Consider the following 19,930-nt stretch of genomic DNA (forward strand, 5'->3'; position numbering starts at 1 on the left):
TTTGTAAAAGAAAAAGGCTTTTTTGTGAATAATTTCTCAAAACTTTCAACGCAAGAGCCTAACCTCCGCATTTCACAAAACCGTCTGTTGTCCGTAGTATTTTCAATTCGAGGGCGAATTTAACTGGGTTAAATTCAGTTCGAGAAGTTGAAAATCAAGGACGACAAAGAGAAAAGAAGCGTATTTCCAAAGAAATTCCGACTGATAATTTTCGCCAAGTTAATTTCAATTTTTCAGACAGATATTCAGGATTCCTCAACCCAATATTTTAAAAATCAGCACGGTCAAAACGGATTTATTTTCAGCATGAGATTCAGTACAATTTTCAAAAATAAATAGGATAATTTTCAGCATGAATTTCAGCTCAATTTTTAAAATTTTCACGCAGAAATTATTCGGCATAAAATTTAGAAATCAGAAGGGTAGAGGTCAATAAATTTTCAAATTTGCAAAATCTTCGATTTGATAACGCTCCTCAAATATTACGGACAACGGTTTGCGGCTTTGTGAAGTGCGGGCTTTGATTATCAAGTACTTATGCAATCTCTACACTTAGCAAAAAGCCATTTTCCTTTTGCTAAAATACGAAAATTAGGAAAAGAAAATGGCTTTTTGCGAATAATTTCTCAAAATTTTCAACGCAAGAGCCTGACCTCCGCATTTCACAAAACCGTCTGTTGTCCGTAGTATTTTCAATTCGAGGGCGAATTTAACTGGGTTAAATTCAGTTCGAGAAGTTGAAAATCAAGGACGACAAAGAGAAAAGAAGCGTGTTTCCAAAAAATTTCAGATTGATAATTTTCGCCGAGTTAAGTTCAATTTTTCACGACAAATTTAGGATTCCTCAGCCCAATATTTTAAAAATCAATACGGTTAAAACGGAATATTTTTCAGTATGATATTCAGCACAATTTTTCGAAAATCAACAGGATAATTTTCGGCAAGATATTCAGCTTAATTTTTCAAATTTTCACGCAGAAATTATTCGGTATAAAATTCAGGAATCAGAAGGGTAGAGGTCAAAAAATTTTCAAATTTGTAAAATCTTCAATTTGATAACGCTCCTCAAATATTACGGACAACGGTTGGGTATTGCCGAAGGCGGGAATTGTTAGCACAAAAGTTCAATAGAGTTACTGTCTTTGAACCTTGGACAAATGTTTCATAGAAGCACTTCAGCCCCGCTTTTGGCAATACCTTGTTAGCGGCAGTGTTTTTTATAAGGATTCTGCACTTCCCCAATTTCTATTTGGGAAAATGTTCCGATTGGTTGTATATGATAAAGTTCCTTTATTTTTATGAGTACTATATATTCCGCAGTTAGGCACATTTTTCTTTATGCAACTAATAACAGCTTTTCTTGGGTGTTTTTCGTTTCCTTCTGCAGAAATCAAATACATACTCGGAGAAAACTTAGCAATCCATTCAGTACTAATATTTCTTCTACTTCCGTGATGTGGTAATTGAACAATTGTTAGATTTTCTGAATTGAAGCCATTTCGTTCCATATCATCAAATGACTCAACACCAGCATCACTCGTAAGAATATATTTTTTTCCTTTACTATCTGTTAATTGAATTACTGTGGCAGAAAGATTTTCAGGTGAGGCGTCATTTTTTTCATCTACTACATCGCAAGGTTTTAATAATTCATTTGATTCGTTGATTTGAGAAAAAGTCTTTTGATAATTTACAACTTTGAGAAAGTCAATGTTTGTAAATAACTGAACTTTCTCAGTATAAAATTCTCTTGATGGAGATAATATCTTTATTTCATTATAATTAAAACTGTCAGATATGGCTTCTCTTCTTTCAATACCATATTGTTCACACAATTCATTTAATTCTTGAACCTTTTGAAATGATTTATATAAATGTTCAATATCAGCATCTTCTTTTTTCAATGCAGATTGCTTAATATTATGTCGTAGTTCGTCAGAGATAAATTTTACTGGATCATTGTAAATTCCCCAAGTCATCTCATTCCCAATCTCTTTTACTATCTCAATTAAGCCATTGATATGGTCAGCATGTGGATGACTATTAATAAAGGCTATTGTTCTTTTACTATAAAGATTTGGTTTTATCCATTTTCTATAATGCTCAACTACTTTGCTCCCAAATTCCGCATTACCTCCATCCAAAAAGAAAACAAAATCCTGTTCATTTGGAATTCTTCCCCAAATGACTATTCCGTCTCCGTCTCCAACATATATAAAGTCTATAACAAAATCCATATTTTATGTATTAGCGTCAATTCGTTTAGTTATATAATTTGTTTGCTTTCTGTAAGAAAAAAGATAAATTACTGTTAGAGAAACTAAGAGTAAGTATTGCTGTAGGTTGGCACTAAGTTTAAGATAATTAAGATTTATTGAATAAAAAACTTTAGCGAATATCACGATAATAATAACAGTCAATAAAACCCTGAACTTATTGTTGGTCTCAACCAATATATCAAGTTTAGTGTCCTTTTTACAAGCGTCAACAAAAAGCTTATATTCTCTAAATTTTACAAATTTTATTTTTTTCAGCACAGGTTCAATTAAAACAGATGATATTCTGCTGACTGTCATACCTATGAAATAGTATAAGAATGCTGCAAGTAGGAGATTATCTTGCTTAATTTCGAACTCAGTAAAATGGTTTAAAAAAATAACGAACAAAATCCCAGGGAGAAGATTGTTGAATAGATTATATGACGATAGTTTATTTAAGAGATCATTCATAAGTTTACTTACTTGGTTTTAATTCGCTGTAGTGTTTTAACATTGCCGCTAACGTCCGGCAGCTTGGCGATGTGGCGGCAATTTAGTACAAAAGTTTAATAGAAGTACTATCGCTCAACCTTGCACTTCTGCTTAATAGCAGCACTTCACCCGCCATATTGCCAAACTGCTTGTTACCTGCACACCCTTTTAAGATTGTTTATTGAATACTTTGCGGAACAACTAATTTTTATCAAGTTCAACCAATTTAATATTATTCGTACTTAATTTTTGAATTAACCATTTTTTGAGTTTTAAAGTATCTATTTCTTCTTTCTCTTGATGATGAAATAGCACTACTGTTTCAATCTTAGCACTATCAGAATTAGGAAATAGTAGAAATTTTCCAATTGATACGTTTTTAGCTTCAGGAAAAAGAATTCCTATCTCTTTGTAGGTTTCTGTATCATCGAACTTAAATTCTTTTATTTCATTCTGCAAATTGTTAATAATAATGTCCTTTTCGCTGAGTGCCTTGTTTTGAGTACCTAATTCGTTTAATATTTCTTTTTTCAAATCCTGCGTACCTTGTTTAATTATTAGTGAAGTATTGAAAATTTGATACTGATTTAAACGATGGTTCAATTGCTTTTCTTCCTCATTACTGAACCTTTTTGATAAAAAAGCCAGCTCTATTTTTTTAGGACTTGTATTATATTTTATTTCTTTGAAGATAATGGGATAACCATTAGACGTAAATTCATTTTCAATAAATTTTGAAACATTATCATGAAACTGTTTTTCTTTCAGTAAGTTATAGGCTAAATAAAAACTAGGAACTATCATCAATACGAGAAGGAAAGAAATCCCGTATCTTATTTGTTTTTCAAATCTTATGTTCTTAAACTGAACCGGTGTGTATTTTAGATATCGAACAATAAAATAAGTGGCAATACATATGAAAAAACAATTAATACTGTATAAATAAAATGCACCAAAGAAATAGGAAAAATTACCCATTGCTAAACCATATCCAGCCGTACAGAGCGGTGGCATTAATGCAGTAGCAATCGCTACCCCTGGAATAGGATTTCCTTTTTCTACCCTTGTCAAAGCTATTACACCGACTAACCCACCAAAAAAAGCAATTAACACATCATAAATAGTTGGTGATGTTCTGGCTAACAATTCCGGTTGAGCGTCTTTGAATGGGCTGATAAAAAAATAAATAGCAGAAACCACTAAACTGACTATGGTTGCAATTAATAAATTTTTACCACATCTTTTAAGAAGTTCAAAATCAAATACAGCTAAGGCGAATCCGGCACCTACTATTGGTCCCATTAAAGGCGAAATAAGCATGGCGCCAATTACAACTGCTGTTGAATTAACATTTAAACCAACGGATGCGATAACTATCGCACATGCCAATATCCACAAGTTTGAACCCCTGAAAGAAATACTCTGCTTTATATTTTCTAAAACGGATTCTCTTTTTTCTTCGCCTTGATGCAGGCTGATGAAATCAAACATTTTATTACTCATCTTGTGAAATAGTATTGGTTAGCGTTATCTTTAAAAAAAAGTATCCTATCGTCCCGGCTATAAACGATGACATCAGAATAACTAATTTGGAATTATTTATGACTGTGTCATTGTCGAAAGCAAGCAAAGAAATGAAAATGGACATTGTAAATCCAATGCCTGCTAAAAGTCCTACACCAAAAATTGATTTCCAATTTAGGTCTGTCGGGAGTTTGCAAAGTCCCAATGAAACAGCTAAAAATGTCAAAAGGAAAATTCCCAATGGTTTACCTACAATTAGTCCCAGTGCAATACCTAAACTATTGTTTTCAGTCAAGGTTTGGGCTATGTCGCCACTAAAAACTATGGCTGTGTTTGCTAATGCGAAAATGGGTAAAATTATAAAAGCAACTGGTTTGTGTAAAAAGTGTTGCAAAATGTATGAAGTTGATTTTTCGCCTCCGTTGCCAAATGGAATTGCAGAAGCCAAAAGCACACCTGTAATTGTGGCGTGAACGCCTGAATGAAGCATAAAATACCACATTGCAACCCCACCAATTAAGTATGGAATTAAGTTTCTTACTTTCAGTCTGTTAAAAACCAAAAGCAAAGCAAAAATTCCTAATGCAATGAATAAGTTTGACCATAACAGCGTTTTGGTGTAGAAAATAGCAATGATGATGATTGCTCCCAAATCGTCAATAACAGCAAGTGCTGTTAAAAATACTTTTAGAGAAGTCGGCACTCTGTTGCCTAATAAAGATAAAATGCCCAAAGCAAAAGCAATGTCTGTCGCCATTGGAATACCTGCACCTGATTGTGTAGCAGTTCCATAGTTGAAAAGCAGGAAAAGTCCGGCTGGTACAAACATTCCACCAATTGCTCCAAAAATTGGCAGTAAAGCGTCTTTAAGTTTTGAAAGTTCGCCAATGTAAATTTCTCGTTCCAATTCTAAGCCAATGAGTAAAAAGAAAATTACCATTAGTCCGTCATTTACCCAATGTTCAATGCTGTGTCCTTGAAATTGTGTTTGCCAAAAATGGTGGTAGTCTGTCCCAAAAGTTGAGTTGGCAACTACCAAAGAAATAATAGTGCAAGCAATTAAAACAAGCCCGCCTGATTTTTCACTGTCAAAAAAGTCCTTAAATAATTTTGTTACTCTCATTTATTTTGTCTGTCTGTTGAATATTTGCAGGGTGTTTGTTAGGGTTGCAGGTAACGGTTTGCGGCTTTGTGAAGTGCGGACTTTGATTATCAAGTACTTATGCAATCTCTACACCAAGCAAAAAGCCATTTTTCTTTTGCTAAAATACAAAAATTTGTAAAAGAAAAAGGCTTTTTGCGAATAATTTCTCAAAAATTTCAACGCAAGAGCCCGACCTCCGCATTTCACAAAACCGTCTGTTGTCCGTAGTATTTTCAATTCGAGGGCGAATTTAACTGGGTTAAATTCAGTTCGAGAAGTTGAAAATCAAGGACGACAAGGAGAAAAGAAGCGTGTTTCCAAAGAATTTCAGATTGATAATTTTCGCCAAGTTAATTTCAATTTTTCACGCACAAATTCAGGATTCCTCAGCCCAATATTTTAAAAATCAGCACGGTTAAAACGGAATAATTTTCAGCAAGATATTCAGCACAATTTTTAAAATTTTCACATAGAAATTATTCGGCATAAAATTTAGAAATCAGAAGGGTAGAGGTCAAAAAATTTTCAAATTAGCAAAATCTTCGATTTGATAACGCTCCTCAAATATTACGGACAACGGTTTGGGTATTGCCGAAGGCGGGGAGTTTTAGCACCAAACTTCAATAGAAATACCAAAGTTCAAATATAGCAAAAATGTTCAATATAATTCCTTCAGCCCCGCTTTTGGCAATACCTTGTTACCTGCTGCCCTAATTTTTTATTAGGTTTTGTCAAGTTTTGTTTTGTCAAGTTGTCATAAAATGTTAATTTTGCAACCTCAATGAAAAAAACAACGCAAATATCTTCTCAAGTTACTCCGCCTTAATGGTTGGTTAATTGCTGTTTTTTCCCAATTCCTTTTATTGGTTTCTTTCGTGTACCCGAAATGCTGATTTTCGGTGCAAATTACATTTTATAAATTTTTACAATACAAATATCTTATGCAGAAAATTATCAATTTGTTTGATTTCAAACAAAAAGTAGATTACAAAACCGAAATTTTATCAGGTATTACCGTTGCTTTGGCTTTAGTTCCAGAAGCAGTTGCGTTTGCCTTAATTGCAGGACTTTCTCCGCTTGTGGGTCTTTATGCCGCTTTTATGATGGGCTTGGTTACGTCCATTTTAGGCGGTCGTCCCGGAATGATTTCGGGTGCAACTGGTGCAATAGCAGTAGTCATAGTTGTTTTAGCAAAAACGCACGGTGTGGAATACGTTTTTGCCACCGTTATTTTGGCAGGAATTATTCAAATGTTAGCAGGATTTTTAAAGTTAGGAAAACTTATCCGTTTGGTTCCGCATCCTGTTATTTTTGGTTTTGTGAATGGTTTAGCCATCATTATTTTTATGTCGCAGTTAGACCAATTCAAAGATGTTTCGGGCAATTGGCTCACAGGTTCAAATATGTATATTCTCTTGGCTTTGGTGGGTTTAACAATGCTTATTATTTGGGGATTGCCTAAAATTACAAAAGCTGTTCCCGCTTCCCTTACTGCTATTTTAGTGGTTTTTGGGTTGGTTTATTTTTTAAAATTGGATACCAAAACTGTTGGCGATATTGCTTCTATAAAAGGTGGATTTCCGCCGTTTCATATTCCTCAAATTCCTTTTAATTTAGAAACACTTCAAATCATTTTTCCGTATGCGGCTATTGTTGCAGGGGTTGGTTTGATTGAAAGTTTATTGACCTTGAATATTATTGATGAAATTACTGAAACAAGAGGACATAGCAATAGAGAAGCAGTGGCACAAGGAACGGCTAATATTTTATCGGGTTTCTTTTCAGGAATGGGCGGTTGTGCAATGCTTGGACAAAGCTTAATTAATGTATCCAGTGGAGCAAGAGCGAGATTATCTGGAATTATTGCATCTGTGGCTCTTTTAGTATTTATAATGTTTGGTAGTAGTTTAATTGAAAAAGTTCCGATGGCTGCACTTACTGGACTTATGATTATGGTAGCGATAGGTACGTTTGAATGGGCAAGTATCCGTATTATTAATAAAATGCCACGACACGACATTTTTGTAGGTATGTTAGTTGCTTTAGTTACTGTGTTGCTACACAATCTCGCATTGGCAGTTTTAATAGGAGTTATTATTTCAGCATTAGTTTTTGCTTGGGAAAGTGCTAAAAGAATACGTGCCAGAAAATACATTGACGATAAAGGAGTAAAGCATTACGAAATATTTGGTCCACTTTTCTTTGGTTCAACTACAGCTTTTACAGAAAAATTTGATGTAATTGGTGACCCCGAAGAAATAATTATTGATTTTAAGGAAAGTAAAGTGGTAGATATGTCAGCAATAGAAGCGTTGAACGTTTTGACACATCGTTATGCTAAGCAAAATAAAAAAGTACATTTGAAGCATCTAAGCGAAGACTGTCGACAATTATTGAAAAATGCAGAAAGTGTTATCGAAGTAAATATCATTGAAGACCCAACTTATAAAGTGATGTTAGATAAATAATTTTTTTTAGCGACTTTTCGAGGTCGCTTTCTTGTTGCGTAGTGTTTGGAAAGGGTTGCAGGTAACGGTTTGCGGCTTTGTGAAGTGCGGACTTTGATTATCAAGTATTTATGCAATCTCAACACCAAGCAAAAAGCCATTTTCCTTTTGCTAAAATACAAAAATTAGGAAAAGAAAATGGCTTTTTGCGAATAATATCTCAAAAATTTCAACGCAAGAGCCTGACCTCCGCATTTCACAAAACCGTCTGTTGTCCGTAGTATTTTCAATTCGAGGGCGAATTTAACTGGGTTAAATTCAGTTCGAGAAGTTGAAAATCAAGGACGACAAAGAGAAAAGAAGCGTATTTCCAAAGAAATTCCGACTGATAATTTTCGCCAAGTTAATTTCAATTTTTCAGACAGATATTCAGGATTCCTCAACCCAATATTTTAAAAATCAGCACGATCAAAACGGATTTATTTTCAGCATGAGATTCAGCACAATTTTTCGAAAATCAACAGGATAATTTTCAGCATGAATTTCAGCTCAATTTTTCAAATTTTCACGCAGAAATTATTCGGCATAAAATTCAGGAATCAGCAGGGTAGAGGTCAAAAAAAAATCAAATTTTCAAAATCTTCGATTTGATAACGCTCCTCAAATATTACGGACAACGTTTTGGGGCTTTGCGAAGGCTGGGATTAGAAGTACGAATGTTCAAATTTAGCACAATGTTCATTAGTATTCCAAATGTTCAATTTAGCACTGAAGCCCAGCTTTTGCAAAACCCCTGTTATATGCCGTTTTTTTATATATTAAAATATTCTTTAAATTTTATGTCAAGTTGATTATCTATATCATCTCTAAACATTGAAATTTTTTTAAAAAAATCGTTCATTAAATTTTGTTTTAAATTTTTAAGCCCTTCATACTCTTCAATAAATAACTTTTGTGCGTCAATGTCAAATTCGCCATTTTCATTTAATGGTATAGAAATAGAAATTTCTTTAATATTGTTTAAATTAGCTTTGTGTTTAAAATCATAGCCATATTTCTTTTTAATATCTTGTATAAAATAATAAATATATTTAGGCAAAACTTTTTCATTGATAATTTCAAAAGATATTCTTGAAGTGTTAATGTAGTAATCTTTATTATGCAAAACTATATTTTTACCTGCTGTACCATCTCCATCAGAAGCAAAGGAAATGTGAAAATTATCATTTTTAATTATGTGAGGTTTAAGTTTCTTGTCTTTTTTTATGTATGCAACTGGGTTTATAGTAGCTGTATAAATAGGGTAATCATTTTTATTTTCAGTATCTATAGAAGTGTATTCCTTTCTATTAAGTCCTAACATCCCTGTATTTAGTTTAAATATATCCTCATTAAATAAGTCTGTTTCTAAATATTTGTAATTATTACTTATTTTTGTAAATCTGTTTTCTAATTGTTCCTTTATAGATTGTAGGTTTGATTTAAAGTATTCTATATTATCAAACAAATCTTCATCATTAATATTTCTATCACTATCTTCAATGCCTATTTCTATTTTTTCTTCTTTCGACCAATAGTTCTCGATAAGCCAATTAAAATTATTTTCAAAATTAATAAAATCAATTGCTTTAATCGTTTTTGATAATGGTTTATAATTATCTTTATCTGCACTAAACTGCTTGTAATTTGACACAAATGGTATTAGGTCATTTTCTTTTATAGGTATTCTATCTTTACTTAATTCTTCTCCTATTGATTGGACTAAACCACACAATACTTTATGTGATTGTTTTAATTGTTTATCTTCTTTTTTTGTAATCCCTAAAATATATGTTTTCTTGTTAGTAGCATAAAATGTTTTCTCAGGTAATGAAATAATACAGTCAATATAACAATTTTCAATTAAGTATTTTTTCAAATCATTATCAGCAGGTCTATAAAAAAAACCATTTGGTAAAACAATAAACGCCTTGCTTCTATTATTTGGTTTTAACTCTCGTATAATTTTTTGGATAAATAAACCTTCTTTTCCGACAGATGATATATTATAATAAGAATTTAAAAGCCCATTATCTTTTATATATTTTTTATATAATGCTAACCCTTTACTAACATATGGTGGATTTGACATTATCAAATCAAATTCATTCTCATTTCTGTTTTCAAGAGAACCTATAATTTGCTTATTTGTAAGTCTAAATGTTTTATGAAGTAGTTTAGATAGTTCTTCGGTTAATGTTGGGTTTTTTTCAAGTATTTCTGTTAGACATAACAATAAATTGGCTTTAGCAAGAATTATTGTAATTTCATCAAAATCATAAGCTAAGTAATTAATTTTAGATGTTAATTCTGTCGAATCAAAATGAAAATCTTTTTTATTATTTATTATTCTATTTAAAATACTTTCTATTATAAAACCACCAACACCACCTGAAGGGTCTAATATTTTAGCATCTTCTGGCAAATTTTTTACATCTGCCATTTCTACAATAGCCTTAATAACATTTCGAGGCGTAAAAAATTGGGCTAATTGTTTTTTACCTGTAGTACCTTTTAAAAAATCTTCAAACAACCTACTCTTAAAAGATGGGTCTATGTTTTTTAACTCCCCATATTCTTCAAACGATTTTAATATATCAAAAAATAATTCGTCTTGGTTTTGCCCTTTTTTTAGACTTAACCCATTTATAATGGTTGTCGGGTCTGTTTCTGATGCAGGAAACATTTTTTTTATGTGTGGTCTTACACTAGATAGATAATACTTTAAACAAGTTAAATTACCTCTGCTATAAACAGTTTTAAAGTCAATTGGGATACCGTCATCATTTACTGTTAATATTCCCAAATCACTTAAAAATTTAAAAATGAAAAGTTCAGTAAAAGTCATTAAGCATTTTTTGGGGTCATCGCCTGTAGCTAACCAAACAGATTGCCATACTTTTTTTGCTAATAATGCAGGGCTTATTAGACTGCCCTTTATTAAGTTATTATTTTCGCTTGATATTGTTGAAAAAATCAATTCAATTAATTCAATTGAATCAATTGAATTTTGGTCGAATATTGCATTAAGTTTATTATCTTTTTCATCTTTTATAAAAGAGAAACCTCTTTTTTTATTTGATTTTTTGTCTAAATATACATATTCACTATTCTCAATTTTAGTTTGTGGATTTATCCAAAAGAAATTTATCCCATTAGTTACTATTCCGATTTTAGAATGGACAACTTCACAATAATTATTACATTGTTCTAATGCTTTTTTTATTTTTCTATCATTATCAAGCTCACTAATGTTTTTAAATTCAATTACAGCAATAACTTGAATATTTTTTTTATTTCTTCTATCAACAATTATTATATCTGGCTGTTTTTGTGAATATTCTAAGTAGTCTTTCTGTGAGATAATTTTATATTTAACAAGATTTAATATATTAGTACCACCTATATTAAATAATTCATATTTACCGAATGGTAAACCCGATTTAGTAAGACCTCTTTGAATTAATTCTTCGCTCATATTTTGGACTATAAAATTGCGTAAAGATACAAAAAAATGTTCAATATTTATTACTATTGTCTATCTTTGTACTGTCGCCCTAAAATGGCATATAACGCCTAGCAGCTTGGCTGCAGTGCGGGATTGATGGTTAAACTTTTTCTATTATCACTAAAAAAAGCCATTGCTTTTTTATGCAACTAAATTAAGAAAAATAGTGAAATAAAAAAGCAATGGCGAATAAATGTTTAAAATTTTTCTATTGGTTACTTCCCCCGCATTGCGCCAAACTGCTTGTTGTGTGCTGGTCATCTGGTATTAAAAAATTAAAAAGTCGCTGAAAATTTCAACGACTTTACTTTAAATTACAACTTTACTAGTTTTTCTTTTTGATCTTTTGACAAATCGTTTATATCAATTAGTTTTAGACTTGGTTTATCCACTGCTCCAATATTTGCATTTTTTAACAGAGTTTCGTTGAATGCATCATTTTCAGCTCTATACATGGCACCTGTTGCTGGATCAACAATTAAGAGTCCAATAAAACCTCCAAATAAAATATTACCAAAATACCAACCATTAAGTTTAAATTCTACTGGTACAGTTTTGGACTCGTAACCATCTTTTGTGAATTTTATTTGATATCTTGCTTTACTGAAAAAACCACTTCCTGATTTTAGTTTGATATTTGCTGGAGTGTAGCCATTATAAATTTCAACTCCTTTTTTGTCAGTAATTGAAATTTTAGCTTCAGAAGGTGTGCTGTTGATTGCAATTGGCCAACTGCTTTTGCTTACGATTGAAGCACAACTTGATGTCAATAATGCAACTGCACCAAGAATTAAAATAGATGTTCTCTTCATAAAATTTTTTAATTGTTTAACCTACTTCTCTTTTAAGTCTTTTTTCGGCAAATTCAGACTTTAAGTTTTATATTTTTTAGAATTTTGTTTATTTACGAATTTTGGTTTTATTACTGTTTTTTGTGACTAGCACACAACGGTTTGCGGCTTTGTGAAGTGCGGACTTTGATTATCAAGTACTTATGCAGTCTCTACACCAAGCAAAAAGCCATTTTTCTTTTGCTAAAATACAAAAATTTGTAAAAGAAAAAGGCTTTTTGCGAATAATTTCTCAAAAATTTCAACGCAAGAGCCCGACCTCCGCATTTCACAAAACCGTCTGTTGTCCGTAGTATTTTCAATTCGAGGGCGAATTTAACTGGGTTAAATTCAGTTCGAGAAGTTGAAAATCAAGGACGACAAGGAGAAAAGAAGCGTGTTTCCAAAGAATTTCAGATTGATAATTTTCGCCAAGTTAATTTCAATTTTTCACGCACAAATTCAGGATTCCTCAGCCCAATATTTTAAAAATCAGCACGGTTAAAACGGAATATTTTTCAGTATGATATTCAGCACAATTTCCAAAAATCAACAGGATAATTTTCAGCATGAATTTCAGCACAATTTTTAAAATTTTCACGCAGAAATTATTCGACATAAAATTTAGAAATCAGCAGAGTAGAGGTCAAAAAAACATTCAAATTTGCAAAATCTTCAATTTGATAACGCTCCTCAAATATTACGGACAACGGTTTGCGGCTTTGTGAAGTGCGGACATTGATTATCAAGTAGTTATATAATCTCTACACTAAGCAAAAAGCCTTTTTTCTTTTGCTAAAATACAAAAATTTGTAAAAGAAAAAGGCTTTTTGCGAATAATTTCTCAAAACTTTCAACGCAAGAGCCTAACCTCCGCATTTCACAAAACCGTCTGTTGGCAGAAGTGGTTATTTGGGTGTCCTATCAAGATTGTCATAACCATTAATGCCAATGAATTCTATTTTCTCAATTTTCATATTGGCAAAGAATTGTTCAAACTGAAAGTTCCATACTCCTTCATATTGTAACACCATACTTTTTATGGAAGATGGTATCTCGTTTTCAAATGTAACCCAAACTACGGGAACTTGAAATTTTTGATTCGAACCAATGAAGAAAAGTTTATCAGTACAGAAATATAATGTTATACTAAAATACTTCTTGCTATTATGAGTTTTTAAATGATAACCGATATTATCAATTGAAACGTTGTTGGCTAATAATGCATTAGAAAACAAAGAAAAATTTTGCCCAATATATTGGGATTTATTGTTGGCGAGAGTATTTAGTTTTGGACTAATACTATTGTAAAATGTAATATAATCATTTACAGTTTGTGCTTTACAGCCAACTGCAAAAATCATAAATATAGAGAAGATAATTTTTATAAAAAGTGATTTCATTTTTGTAATATTTAATTAAATAATTTATGGACATTTTGTAACCATGATTCCTTCTTTTGGGATTATTGTACTGTTAGGGACAACTATTTCTCCTAATTTAACATTTATTTTTTTTAGGTCTCCATTAGCATCTGTTTTTGCCAAAACCAAACCTGTATTGAATTTCTCCAAAATATATGCCATCGCAATTGCTCCCGAAGTATAATCCTCATTAGCATCATTGATATACGTGCCTTTTGCGTACAAATCCTTAACTTTGAAATAATCTATACCTACTTCGCTTTCTATTTTAAAACTATGTTTTACAGAGTCAAAATTATCTGCTTCCGAATATTGCGATAAAAAAGCAGCAGCTAAACTTCTGTCATTGACGACTAGAGCATAAATTTGAGTAGTTCCAAAATAATCTCCAAAAACAAATCTTTGATTAAATTGTGGATTTGCAGGTAGTAATGAAAGCATTTTATAGAAATCTCCACCAGAAGGATCTCCATATCCACCAGCATGAGTATGCCCGTCAGCAACATAGTTGCCAATGGGCTTAGGAATGGTTCCTTGATTTACGCCACCTGCAGAAGGTGCTGTTACATGATATCCATTAGCATCATGTCCAACTCCGACAGCCCATTCATTTGGTTCTGCTATTTTGTTAGATAGTTCATTTGTCATATTGGTTTTGACCTTTGGGTCTTTCAATATATTATTTGCTTTATAGATACCATTTTTTGCTTTAGAGCATTCATCATTACCAATTAAATCTATATTCGGTGTTGTTGGCAAACCCACAACACAACCGTTTGCATCTGTAATTGCTGTTGAAGGCGTTGGCGATGTTGGTACTTGTACACAAGGCTCGGGAGCAGGGCAATCAGGACATGAAAAAATGCCACTCCCGCCTTGGATTGGTTCAGTTGGATAAATATTTGAAATAGGGTCACTTACTGTGTCAAAACAATCGTATACAACAACATATGTCCAATAAGCAGCTAAATTAGTTCCGATGTGTGGACATGGTTCACCTGGCATATGCCCTTCCTCACCGCCACATCTAACAGCAATATTTATATATGTTGGTATGCATGCTTTTGAAAATAAACTAGTATTTCCAGTGTTCTCAATCTTTGTTACTGTTGTTTTATTTCTTAAATCTAATTTTTCATTATTGAGAATTTTTAGTTTTTCTTGTTCATTTAAATTGAAAGTTATCCAATATCCATCGTAGCTACCATCAGATTTAGGTGTTAATAGTAAATTTTCAATGGGTGCATTTGGTGGTGGGTTATTTCTATTAATACGAAAAGTATAGGTATGAAAGTTTGTTCCATTTTCCATCATGATAATATCATTTGTGTTAATAGTTATACTATCTCCTAAATTAATACTTTTTCCGGATATGTTTTCATTGTTCAAATTTTTTTTCAGTTCCGAAAGTTTGGGAGATAATCTCTGTCGGTGAGAACTTTCTTGTAAAGAAATTCTCCTAGAAGTAAGTGAAGAAGAGTTGTTGTTCTTCACGGTTTGTTCGTTTATAAAATCTGTTCGGCACGAGACTAAGAAGCCTAGTAGAACAGTCAGATAAACGAAAATTTTCAGTTTTTTGTTTTTCATCATAGTCAACAAATTTTTTGTGTTAGAATTTTTTTAATTGTTGACTACTTTGGATTCCCGTTTTCAGACCATTTCTGCCAACGTTTTCGGGCTTTGCGTTCGGGCGGGTTTCGGAGCACAAAACTGTCAACCAGCACTGAACTTGAATAGAAGCACAAAGCTGGAAGTTTGCACGTCACCCCGCCTGACGCAAAACCCGTGTTAGCTGTAGTTTATTCTTTCGTTCCCTCGTCCTTTTTGTTTTGGTCGTCTGCACCTTTTAAATAGGTTGGTAAATTAAGTCCAGCCATATTAAACAAGTCGTTGAGTGGTGGAACTGTTTTCATCATTCCTGACACAAAATTAGCTGTCGAAGAATTTCCGTTTTCGCCTTGTCCGTTTGCAGAATCCCAAACAGTAATTTTGTCTATTTTGATGTTCTTAACAGCTTCTACTTGTGTCTTAACTAATTCAGGTAATTTTTCAATTAATAATAGCTGGAACGCTTTATTTGGGTCTCCACCTGCGGCAGCTACAACATCTTTGTAACCTTCTGCCTGCTTAGTCAATATCTCAAACAAACCTTTTGCTTCTGCTTCCATTTTTGCGTAAATCGCATCAGCTTCACCTTTCGCATTTTCTCTAATTGTTTCAGCGGCTGCTTGTGCTTCAATAATAGCACGTTGCTTAGCTATTTCGGCTGGAACTACAATGTTGGCAATTTGGGTTGAACGCTCTCTTTCGGAACGTGCTAACTCAGCTTTTTGTTCAGCTAAATAAGATTCTTCTAATGCCTTAGCTTGTTGAACTTTTTCAGATGCTAATGCAATGCGTAATGCTTCAGCTTCTTTTTCTCTTCTGTTTGCTTCTGATTGGGCAATAGCGATTTTCGCTTCATTTTCTCCTTTGATAGCTATTGCGTTTGCTTCTGATGTTTTTACCCTTGTATCTCTTTGTGCTTCGGCTTTACCAATTGTTTCATCCTTTACTGCTGTTGCAATGCTAATTTCCTTATCCTTTTGCGTTATTGCAATTTTCACGTCCCTGTCTCTGTGGGTTTCTGCAATTTGAGTGTCTTTCTCTCTGTCGGCTAATGCCTTTCCGGTTTCTCCAATTTTTTCTTGTTCGGCTACACTAATTTTTGCCTCATTAATTGCTTTTGCTGCTGCTTCTTTTCCTAATGCTTCAATATAACCTGATTCGTCCTTGATGTCGGTTACGTTTACGTTGATTAATTTTAAACCAATTTTCTTTAACTCGCTGTCAACGTTTTTAGAAATGTTGTCAAGAAATTTATCACGGTCTGAATTAATTTCTTCAATTGTCATTGTTGCAATAACTAAACGCAATTGTCCAAACAGAATGTCTTTTGCAAGTTCTTGAATTTGTTCTGATGACAAGCCCAACAATCTTTCTGCGGCAGTATTCATACTGTCGGTTTCAGTTGAAATTGCAATAGTAAAACGGCAGGGAACATCAACTCTGATGTTTTGACGGCTCAAGGCATTTGTAAGATTTGCTTCAATAGATAGTGGTTTTAAATCCAAGAAAGCAAAGTCTTGAATTACTGGCCAAATAAATGCTCCACCACCGTGGACACATTTTGCTGATGTTCCGCCAGTTCGTCCATATATCACTAAGATTTTGTCGGACGGACAACGTTTATACCTTGAAACTAAAGCGGAAATTGTTACAAAAAGAACTACTGCTGCAACTACGATAATTATTATTGGAGTCATATTGATTTGATTAAATTGTTTCTACTATTAAGATATTGTCATTTTCTATTCTTACAACCTTTACTACTGCACCTGATTGTATTTTGTCATTTTCTGTCATTGCTTCCAGTTCGTGAAAAGCACCATTTACGCTTATCATTATTTTCCCTTTTCCTTTTTTGTTTTCAGGGATTGTTAGGTAAACCTCTGCAGTTTTGTTAAGTGTATTTGTAATTTTAAAGGAGTTGTCTTCTGCTAATTTTTGCACTTGTCTAATAATTATGAAAAACAAATAAACAAAAAGAACTCCTACAACAAGCGATAAAACTATCAATAAAGGTTTATTGGAAATTGTTGTATAAAATGATATTCCTGTCCAACTAAAACCTAGCAGAAAGTTTATTAAATTTCTGAGAGAAAAAAGTTGAAACGGTGCGTCAGCACCGTTCAAATCTCCGTCAAAGTCTGGTTGCAGTCCATCAGAAGAATCTGTCCCCATAAAGGTCATTACTGTCTGAATGATAAAAATTAAACTTGTCGGAATGGCCACAAACCAAAAAGTCTTTAGTAGTGTGTCTAAGTTTTCTAATATTTCCATAATTGTCAAAGTTACGAGGATTTGTTAAATTACAGCTAACGGTTTTCGGCTTTGTGAAGTGCGGACTTTGATTATCAAGTATTTATGCAATCTCAACACCAAGCAAAAAGCCATTTTTCTTTTGCTAAAATACAAAAATTAGGAAAAGAAAATGGCTTTTTTGCGAATAATTTCTCAAAAATTTCAACGCAAGAGCCTGACCTCCGCATTTCACAAAACCGTCTGTTGTCCGTAGTATTTTCAATTCGAGGGCGAATTTAACTGGGTTAAATTCAGTTCGAGAAGTTGAAAATCAAGGACGACAAAGAGACAAGAAGCGTATTTCCAAAGAATTTTCAATAGTTAATTTTCGCCAAGTTAATTTAAATTTTTCACGCACACAAATTCAGGATTCCTCAGCCCGATATTTTAATAATCAGCGCTGTTAAAACGGAATATTTTTCAGTATGATATTCAGCACAATTTCCAAAAATCAACAGGATAATTTTCAGCATGAATTTCAGCACAATTTTTAAAATTTTCACGCAGAAATTATTCGACATAAAATTTAGAAATCAGCAGAGTAGAGGTCAAAAAAACATTCAAATTTGCAAAATCTTCAATTTGATAACGCTCCTTAAATATTCTGACTAACGTTAATTTTTAATGTTGATAATCAGATGGTTATGATTTTCAATTTTTCAACTATTTGATTATCAAAAATAGTAGAAATTTCTCTCGTTAGCACCTAAAAACAACTTCGTTTTCGAGTAGGGGAATTACGGACAACGGTTTGCGGCTTTGTGAAGTGCGGACTTTGATTATCAAGTATTTATGCAATCTCAACACCAAGCAAAAAGCCATTTTCCTTTTGCTAAAATACAAAAATTAGGAAAAGAAAATGGCTTTTTGCGAATAATATCTCAAAAATTTCAACGCAAGAGCCTGACCTCCGCATTTCACAAAACCGTCTGTTGTCCGTAGTATTTTCAATTCGAGGGCGAATTTAACTGGGTTAAATTCAGTTCGAGAAGTTGAAAATCAAGGACGACAAAGAGAAAAGAAGCGTATTTCCAAAGAAATTCCGACTGATAATTTTCGCCAAGTTAATTTCAATTTTTCAGACAGATATTCAGGATTCCTCAACCCAATATTTTAAAAATCAGCACGATCAAAACGGATTTATTTTCAGCATGAGATTCAGCACAATTTTTCGAAAATCAACAGGATAATTTTCAGCATGAATTTCAGCTCAATTTTTCAAATTTTCACGCAGAAATTATTCGGCATAAAATTCAGGAATCAGCAGGGTAGAGGTCAAAAAAAAATCAAATTTTCAAAATCTTCGATTTGATAACGCTCCTCAAATATTACGGACAACGGTTTGGCGCTTGGCGCAGTGGCGGATTTTGGAGCACAAAACTGTCAATACACCACAAAAGTTGATGCGAGGTAGAATGTTCAATTAACCACGTCACCCGCCATTGAGCCAAACGCCTGTTACCTGCTGGCATTCTTTTAAATTATATTCAAGTCTTTAAATACTTTTTTGGTAATTTCTTTTCTGCAACTTCCGAAATCAGACCTTTTCATTTTTCTGTCTTGTAAAAGTCTTGTTGCAAAAATATAAGTCCCATTTTTGGTCTCAATGTACCCTGTCCACCAACCTGTATTGATGTTATTTTCCCTTGTCCAACCTGTCTTAGCCCTTATAGTATATTCTTCATTTTGTTCCGTAATCATTACGTTTTTAACAATGTCAATATTTCGCTTAGAAAAGGGTAATTTTTCTTCATAAAAAGATTTTACAAATTCGACCTGATTTTTAGGCGAAATTGCAAAGTCTCCAAAATTCCAAAAATCGGCTTCAGTTTGGGATAAATTATTGTTTCCATACTTGCTCTCTGCGAGGTGTTTTCTATAGGTATCTTTTCCGATTTTCTTTGCAAGTTCTACAAAAACCCAACCTGCTGATAATTCAAAGGCTTCTTTGACTGGCATATCGTGATAAATTTCGGGTCTATAACCATACTTAACTGTATCTGTACTACCAACCCATTTTATTATTTCGTTTTCATCTTTGATAGTATTAGTTTCAAGAGCAATCAATAAATTTATAATCTTGAATGTAGATGCTGGAAGCGTTTCAATTTCTAATCCAACTGTGTCCGATACAATCCATTTATCATTTCTAATGTCATAAATAGCAATTGTGCCTTCAACTCCGCAACTGTCAAAATAATTTTGGAAGTCGCCCCGTATATTTATGTCGTTCTTAGCCAAAATATTTGATTTTCCATCTGCTTGTCTGTTAGACGAACATCCATAAATAAGGAAAAGTGTTACAATAAAAGAAAATAAACTTTTTGATTTCATTAGTTTCTTGAATTTACGGTTTGGTTT

General features: G+C 32.8%; 11 protein-coding genes. 1 reads left to right on the plus strand and 10 read right to left on the minus strand.

Features of this window, described 5'->3' with window-relative positions; all coding sequences use genetic code 11:
- Window positions 1-1,217: 1,217 nt before the first annotated feature.
- From H9Q20_RS12280 to nhaA, 3 genes are all read right to left on the minus strand, one after another.
- Window positions 1,218-2,237, minus strand: a complete 1,020-nt coding sequence (locus tag H9Q20_RS12280; protein ID WP_187477932.1) for a ComEC/Rec2 family competence protein — start codon at window positions 2,235-2,237, stop codon at window positions 1,218-1,220.
- A 714-nt stretch (window positions 2,238-2,951) separates the two neighbouring features.
- A complete protein-coding gene (locus tag H9Q20_RS12285; RefSeq protein WP_410369580.1) occupies window positions 2,952-4,241 on the minus strand; it encodes a TIGR00341 family protein in 1,290 nt (429 codons plus the stop codon).
- Between the two features lie 4 nt (window positions 4,242-4,245).
- Window positions 4,246-5,397, minus strand: coding sequence for a Na+/H+ antiporter NhaA (nhaA, locus tag H9Q20_RS12290; RefSeq protein WP_187477934.1), 1,152 nt, complete (start codon window positions 5,395-5,397; stop codon window positions 4,246-4,248).
- 962 nt (window positions 5,398-6,359) lie between these two features.
- Here nhaA and H9Q20_RS12295 point away from each other — a divergent pair.
- Window positions 6,360-7,886, plus strand: coding sequence for a SulP family inorganic anion transporter (locus H9Q20_RS12295; protein WP_115000917.1), 1,527 nt, complete (start codon window positions 6,360-6,362; stop codon window positions 7,884-7,886).
- Between the two features lie 790 nt (window positions 7,887-8,676).
- Here the strand turns inward: H9Q20_RS12295 and H9Q20_RS12300 are convergent.
- From H9Q20_RS12300 to blaOXA, 7 genes are all read right to left on the minus strand, one after another.
- Window positions 8,677-11,382: an N-6 DNA methylase gene (locus H9Q20_RS12300; RefSeq protein ID WP_187477935.1), complete on the minus strand. Its 2,706-nt coding sequence runs from the start codon at window positions 11,380-11,382 to the stop codon at window positions 8,677-8,679.
- A 344-nt stretch (window positions 11,383-11,726) separates the two neighbouring features.
- Window positions 11,727-12,224: a hypothetical protein gene (locus H9Q20_RS12305; protein ID WP_187477936.1), complete on the minus strand. Its 498-nt coding sequence runs from the start codon at window positions 12,222-12,224 to the stop codon at window positions 11,727-11,729.
- A 926-nt stretch (window positions 12,225-13,150) separates the two neighbouring features.
- The gene (locus tag H9Q20_RS12310; protein WP_187477937.1) at window positions 13,151-13,645 is read right to left on the minus strand and encodes a hypothetical protein; all 495 of its coding nucleotides are present in this window, start codon (window positions 13,643-13,645) and stop codon (window positions 13,151-13,153) included.
- Between the two features lie 24 nt (window positions 13,646-13,669).
- Entirely contained in the window at window positions 13,670-15,256 is a 1,587-nt protein-coding gene (locus H9Q20_RS12315; RefSeq protein ID WP_187477938.1) for a hypothetical protein, read from the minus strand.
- A 209-nt stretch (window positions 15,257-15,465) separates the two neighbouring features.
- On the minus strand, window positions 15,466-16,971 hold the full coding sequence (locus tag H9Q20_RS12320; protein WP_187477939.1) for a flotillin family protein: 1,506 nt from the start codon (window positions 16,969-16,971) through the stop codon (window positions 15,466-15,468).
- 10 nt (window positions 16,972-16,981) lie between these two features.
- The gene (locus tag H9Q20_RS12325) at window positions 16,982-17,548 is read right to left on the minus strand and encodes an NfeD family protein (protein WP_187477940.1); all 567 of its coding nucleotides are present in this window, start codon (window positions 17,546-17,548) and stop codon (window positions 16,982-16,984) included.
- 1,497 nt (window positions 17,549-19,045) lie between these two features.
- On the minus strand, window positions 19,046-19,903 hold the full coding sequence (gene blaOXA / locus H9Q20_RS12330; RefSeq protein WP_005938297.1) for an OXA-1327 family class D beta-lactamase: 858 nt from the start codon (window positions 19,901-19,903) through the stop codon (window positions 19,046-19,048).
- Window positions 19,904-19,930: the final 27 nt, after the last annotated feature.

Source organism: Amniculibacterium sp. G2-70 (assembly GCF_014353055.1).
Lineage (GTDB): Bacteria > Bacteroidota > Bacteroidia > Flavobacteriales > Weeksellaceae > Amniculibacterium > Amniculibacterium aquaticum.

Coding starts and splice junctions, on each gene's coding strand:
- nhaA (WP_187477934.1), bottom strand. CDS start 5,397: ATGAGAGTAACAAAATTATTTAAGGACTTTTTTGACAGTGAAAAATCA.
- H9Q20_RS12295 (WP_115000917.1), top strand. CDS start 6,360: ATGCAGAAAATTATCAATTTGTTTGATTTCAAACAAAAAGTAGATTAC.
- H9Q20_RS12315 (WP_187477938.1), bottom strand. CDS start 15,256: ATGATGAAAAACAAAAAACTGAAAATTTTCGTTTATCTGACTGTTCTA.
- H9Q20_RS12305 (WP_187477936.1), bottom strand. CDS start 12,224: ATGAAGAGAACATCTATTTTAATTCTTGGTGCAGTTGCATTATTGACA.
- H9Q20_RS12310 (WP_187477937.1), bottom strand. CDS start 13,645: ATGAAATCACTTTTTATAAAAATTATCTTCTCTATATTTATGATTTTT.
- blaOXA (WP_005938297.1), bottom strand. CDS start 19,903: ATGAAATCAAAAAGTTTATTTTCTTTTATTGTAACACTTTTCCTTATT.
- H9Q20_RS12300 (WP_187477935.1), bottom strand. CDS start 11,382: ATGAGCGAAGAATTAATTCAAAGAGGTCTTACTAAATCGGGTTTACCA.
- H9Q20_RS12325 (WP_187477940.1), bottom strand. CDS start 17,548: ATGGAAATATTAGAAAACTTAGACACACTACTAAAGACTTTTTGGTTT.
- H9Q20_RS12280 (WP_187477932.1), bottom strand. CDS start 2,237: ATGGATTTTGTTATAGACTTTATATATGTTGGAGACGGAGACGGAATA.
- H9Q20_RS12285 (WP_410369580.1), bottom strand. CDS start 4,241: ATGTTTGATTTCATCAGCCTGCATCAAGGCGAAGAAAAAAGAGAATCC.
- H9Q20_RS12320 (WP_187477939.1), bottom strand. CDS start 16,971: ATGACTCCAATAATAATTATCGTAGTTGCAGCAGTAGTTCTTTTTGTA.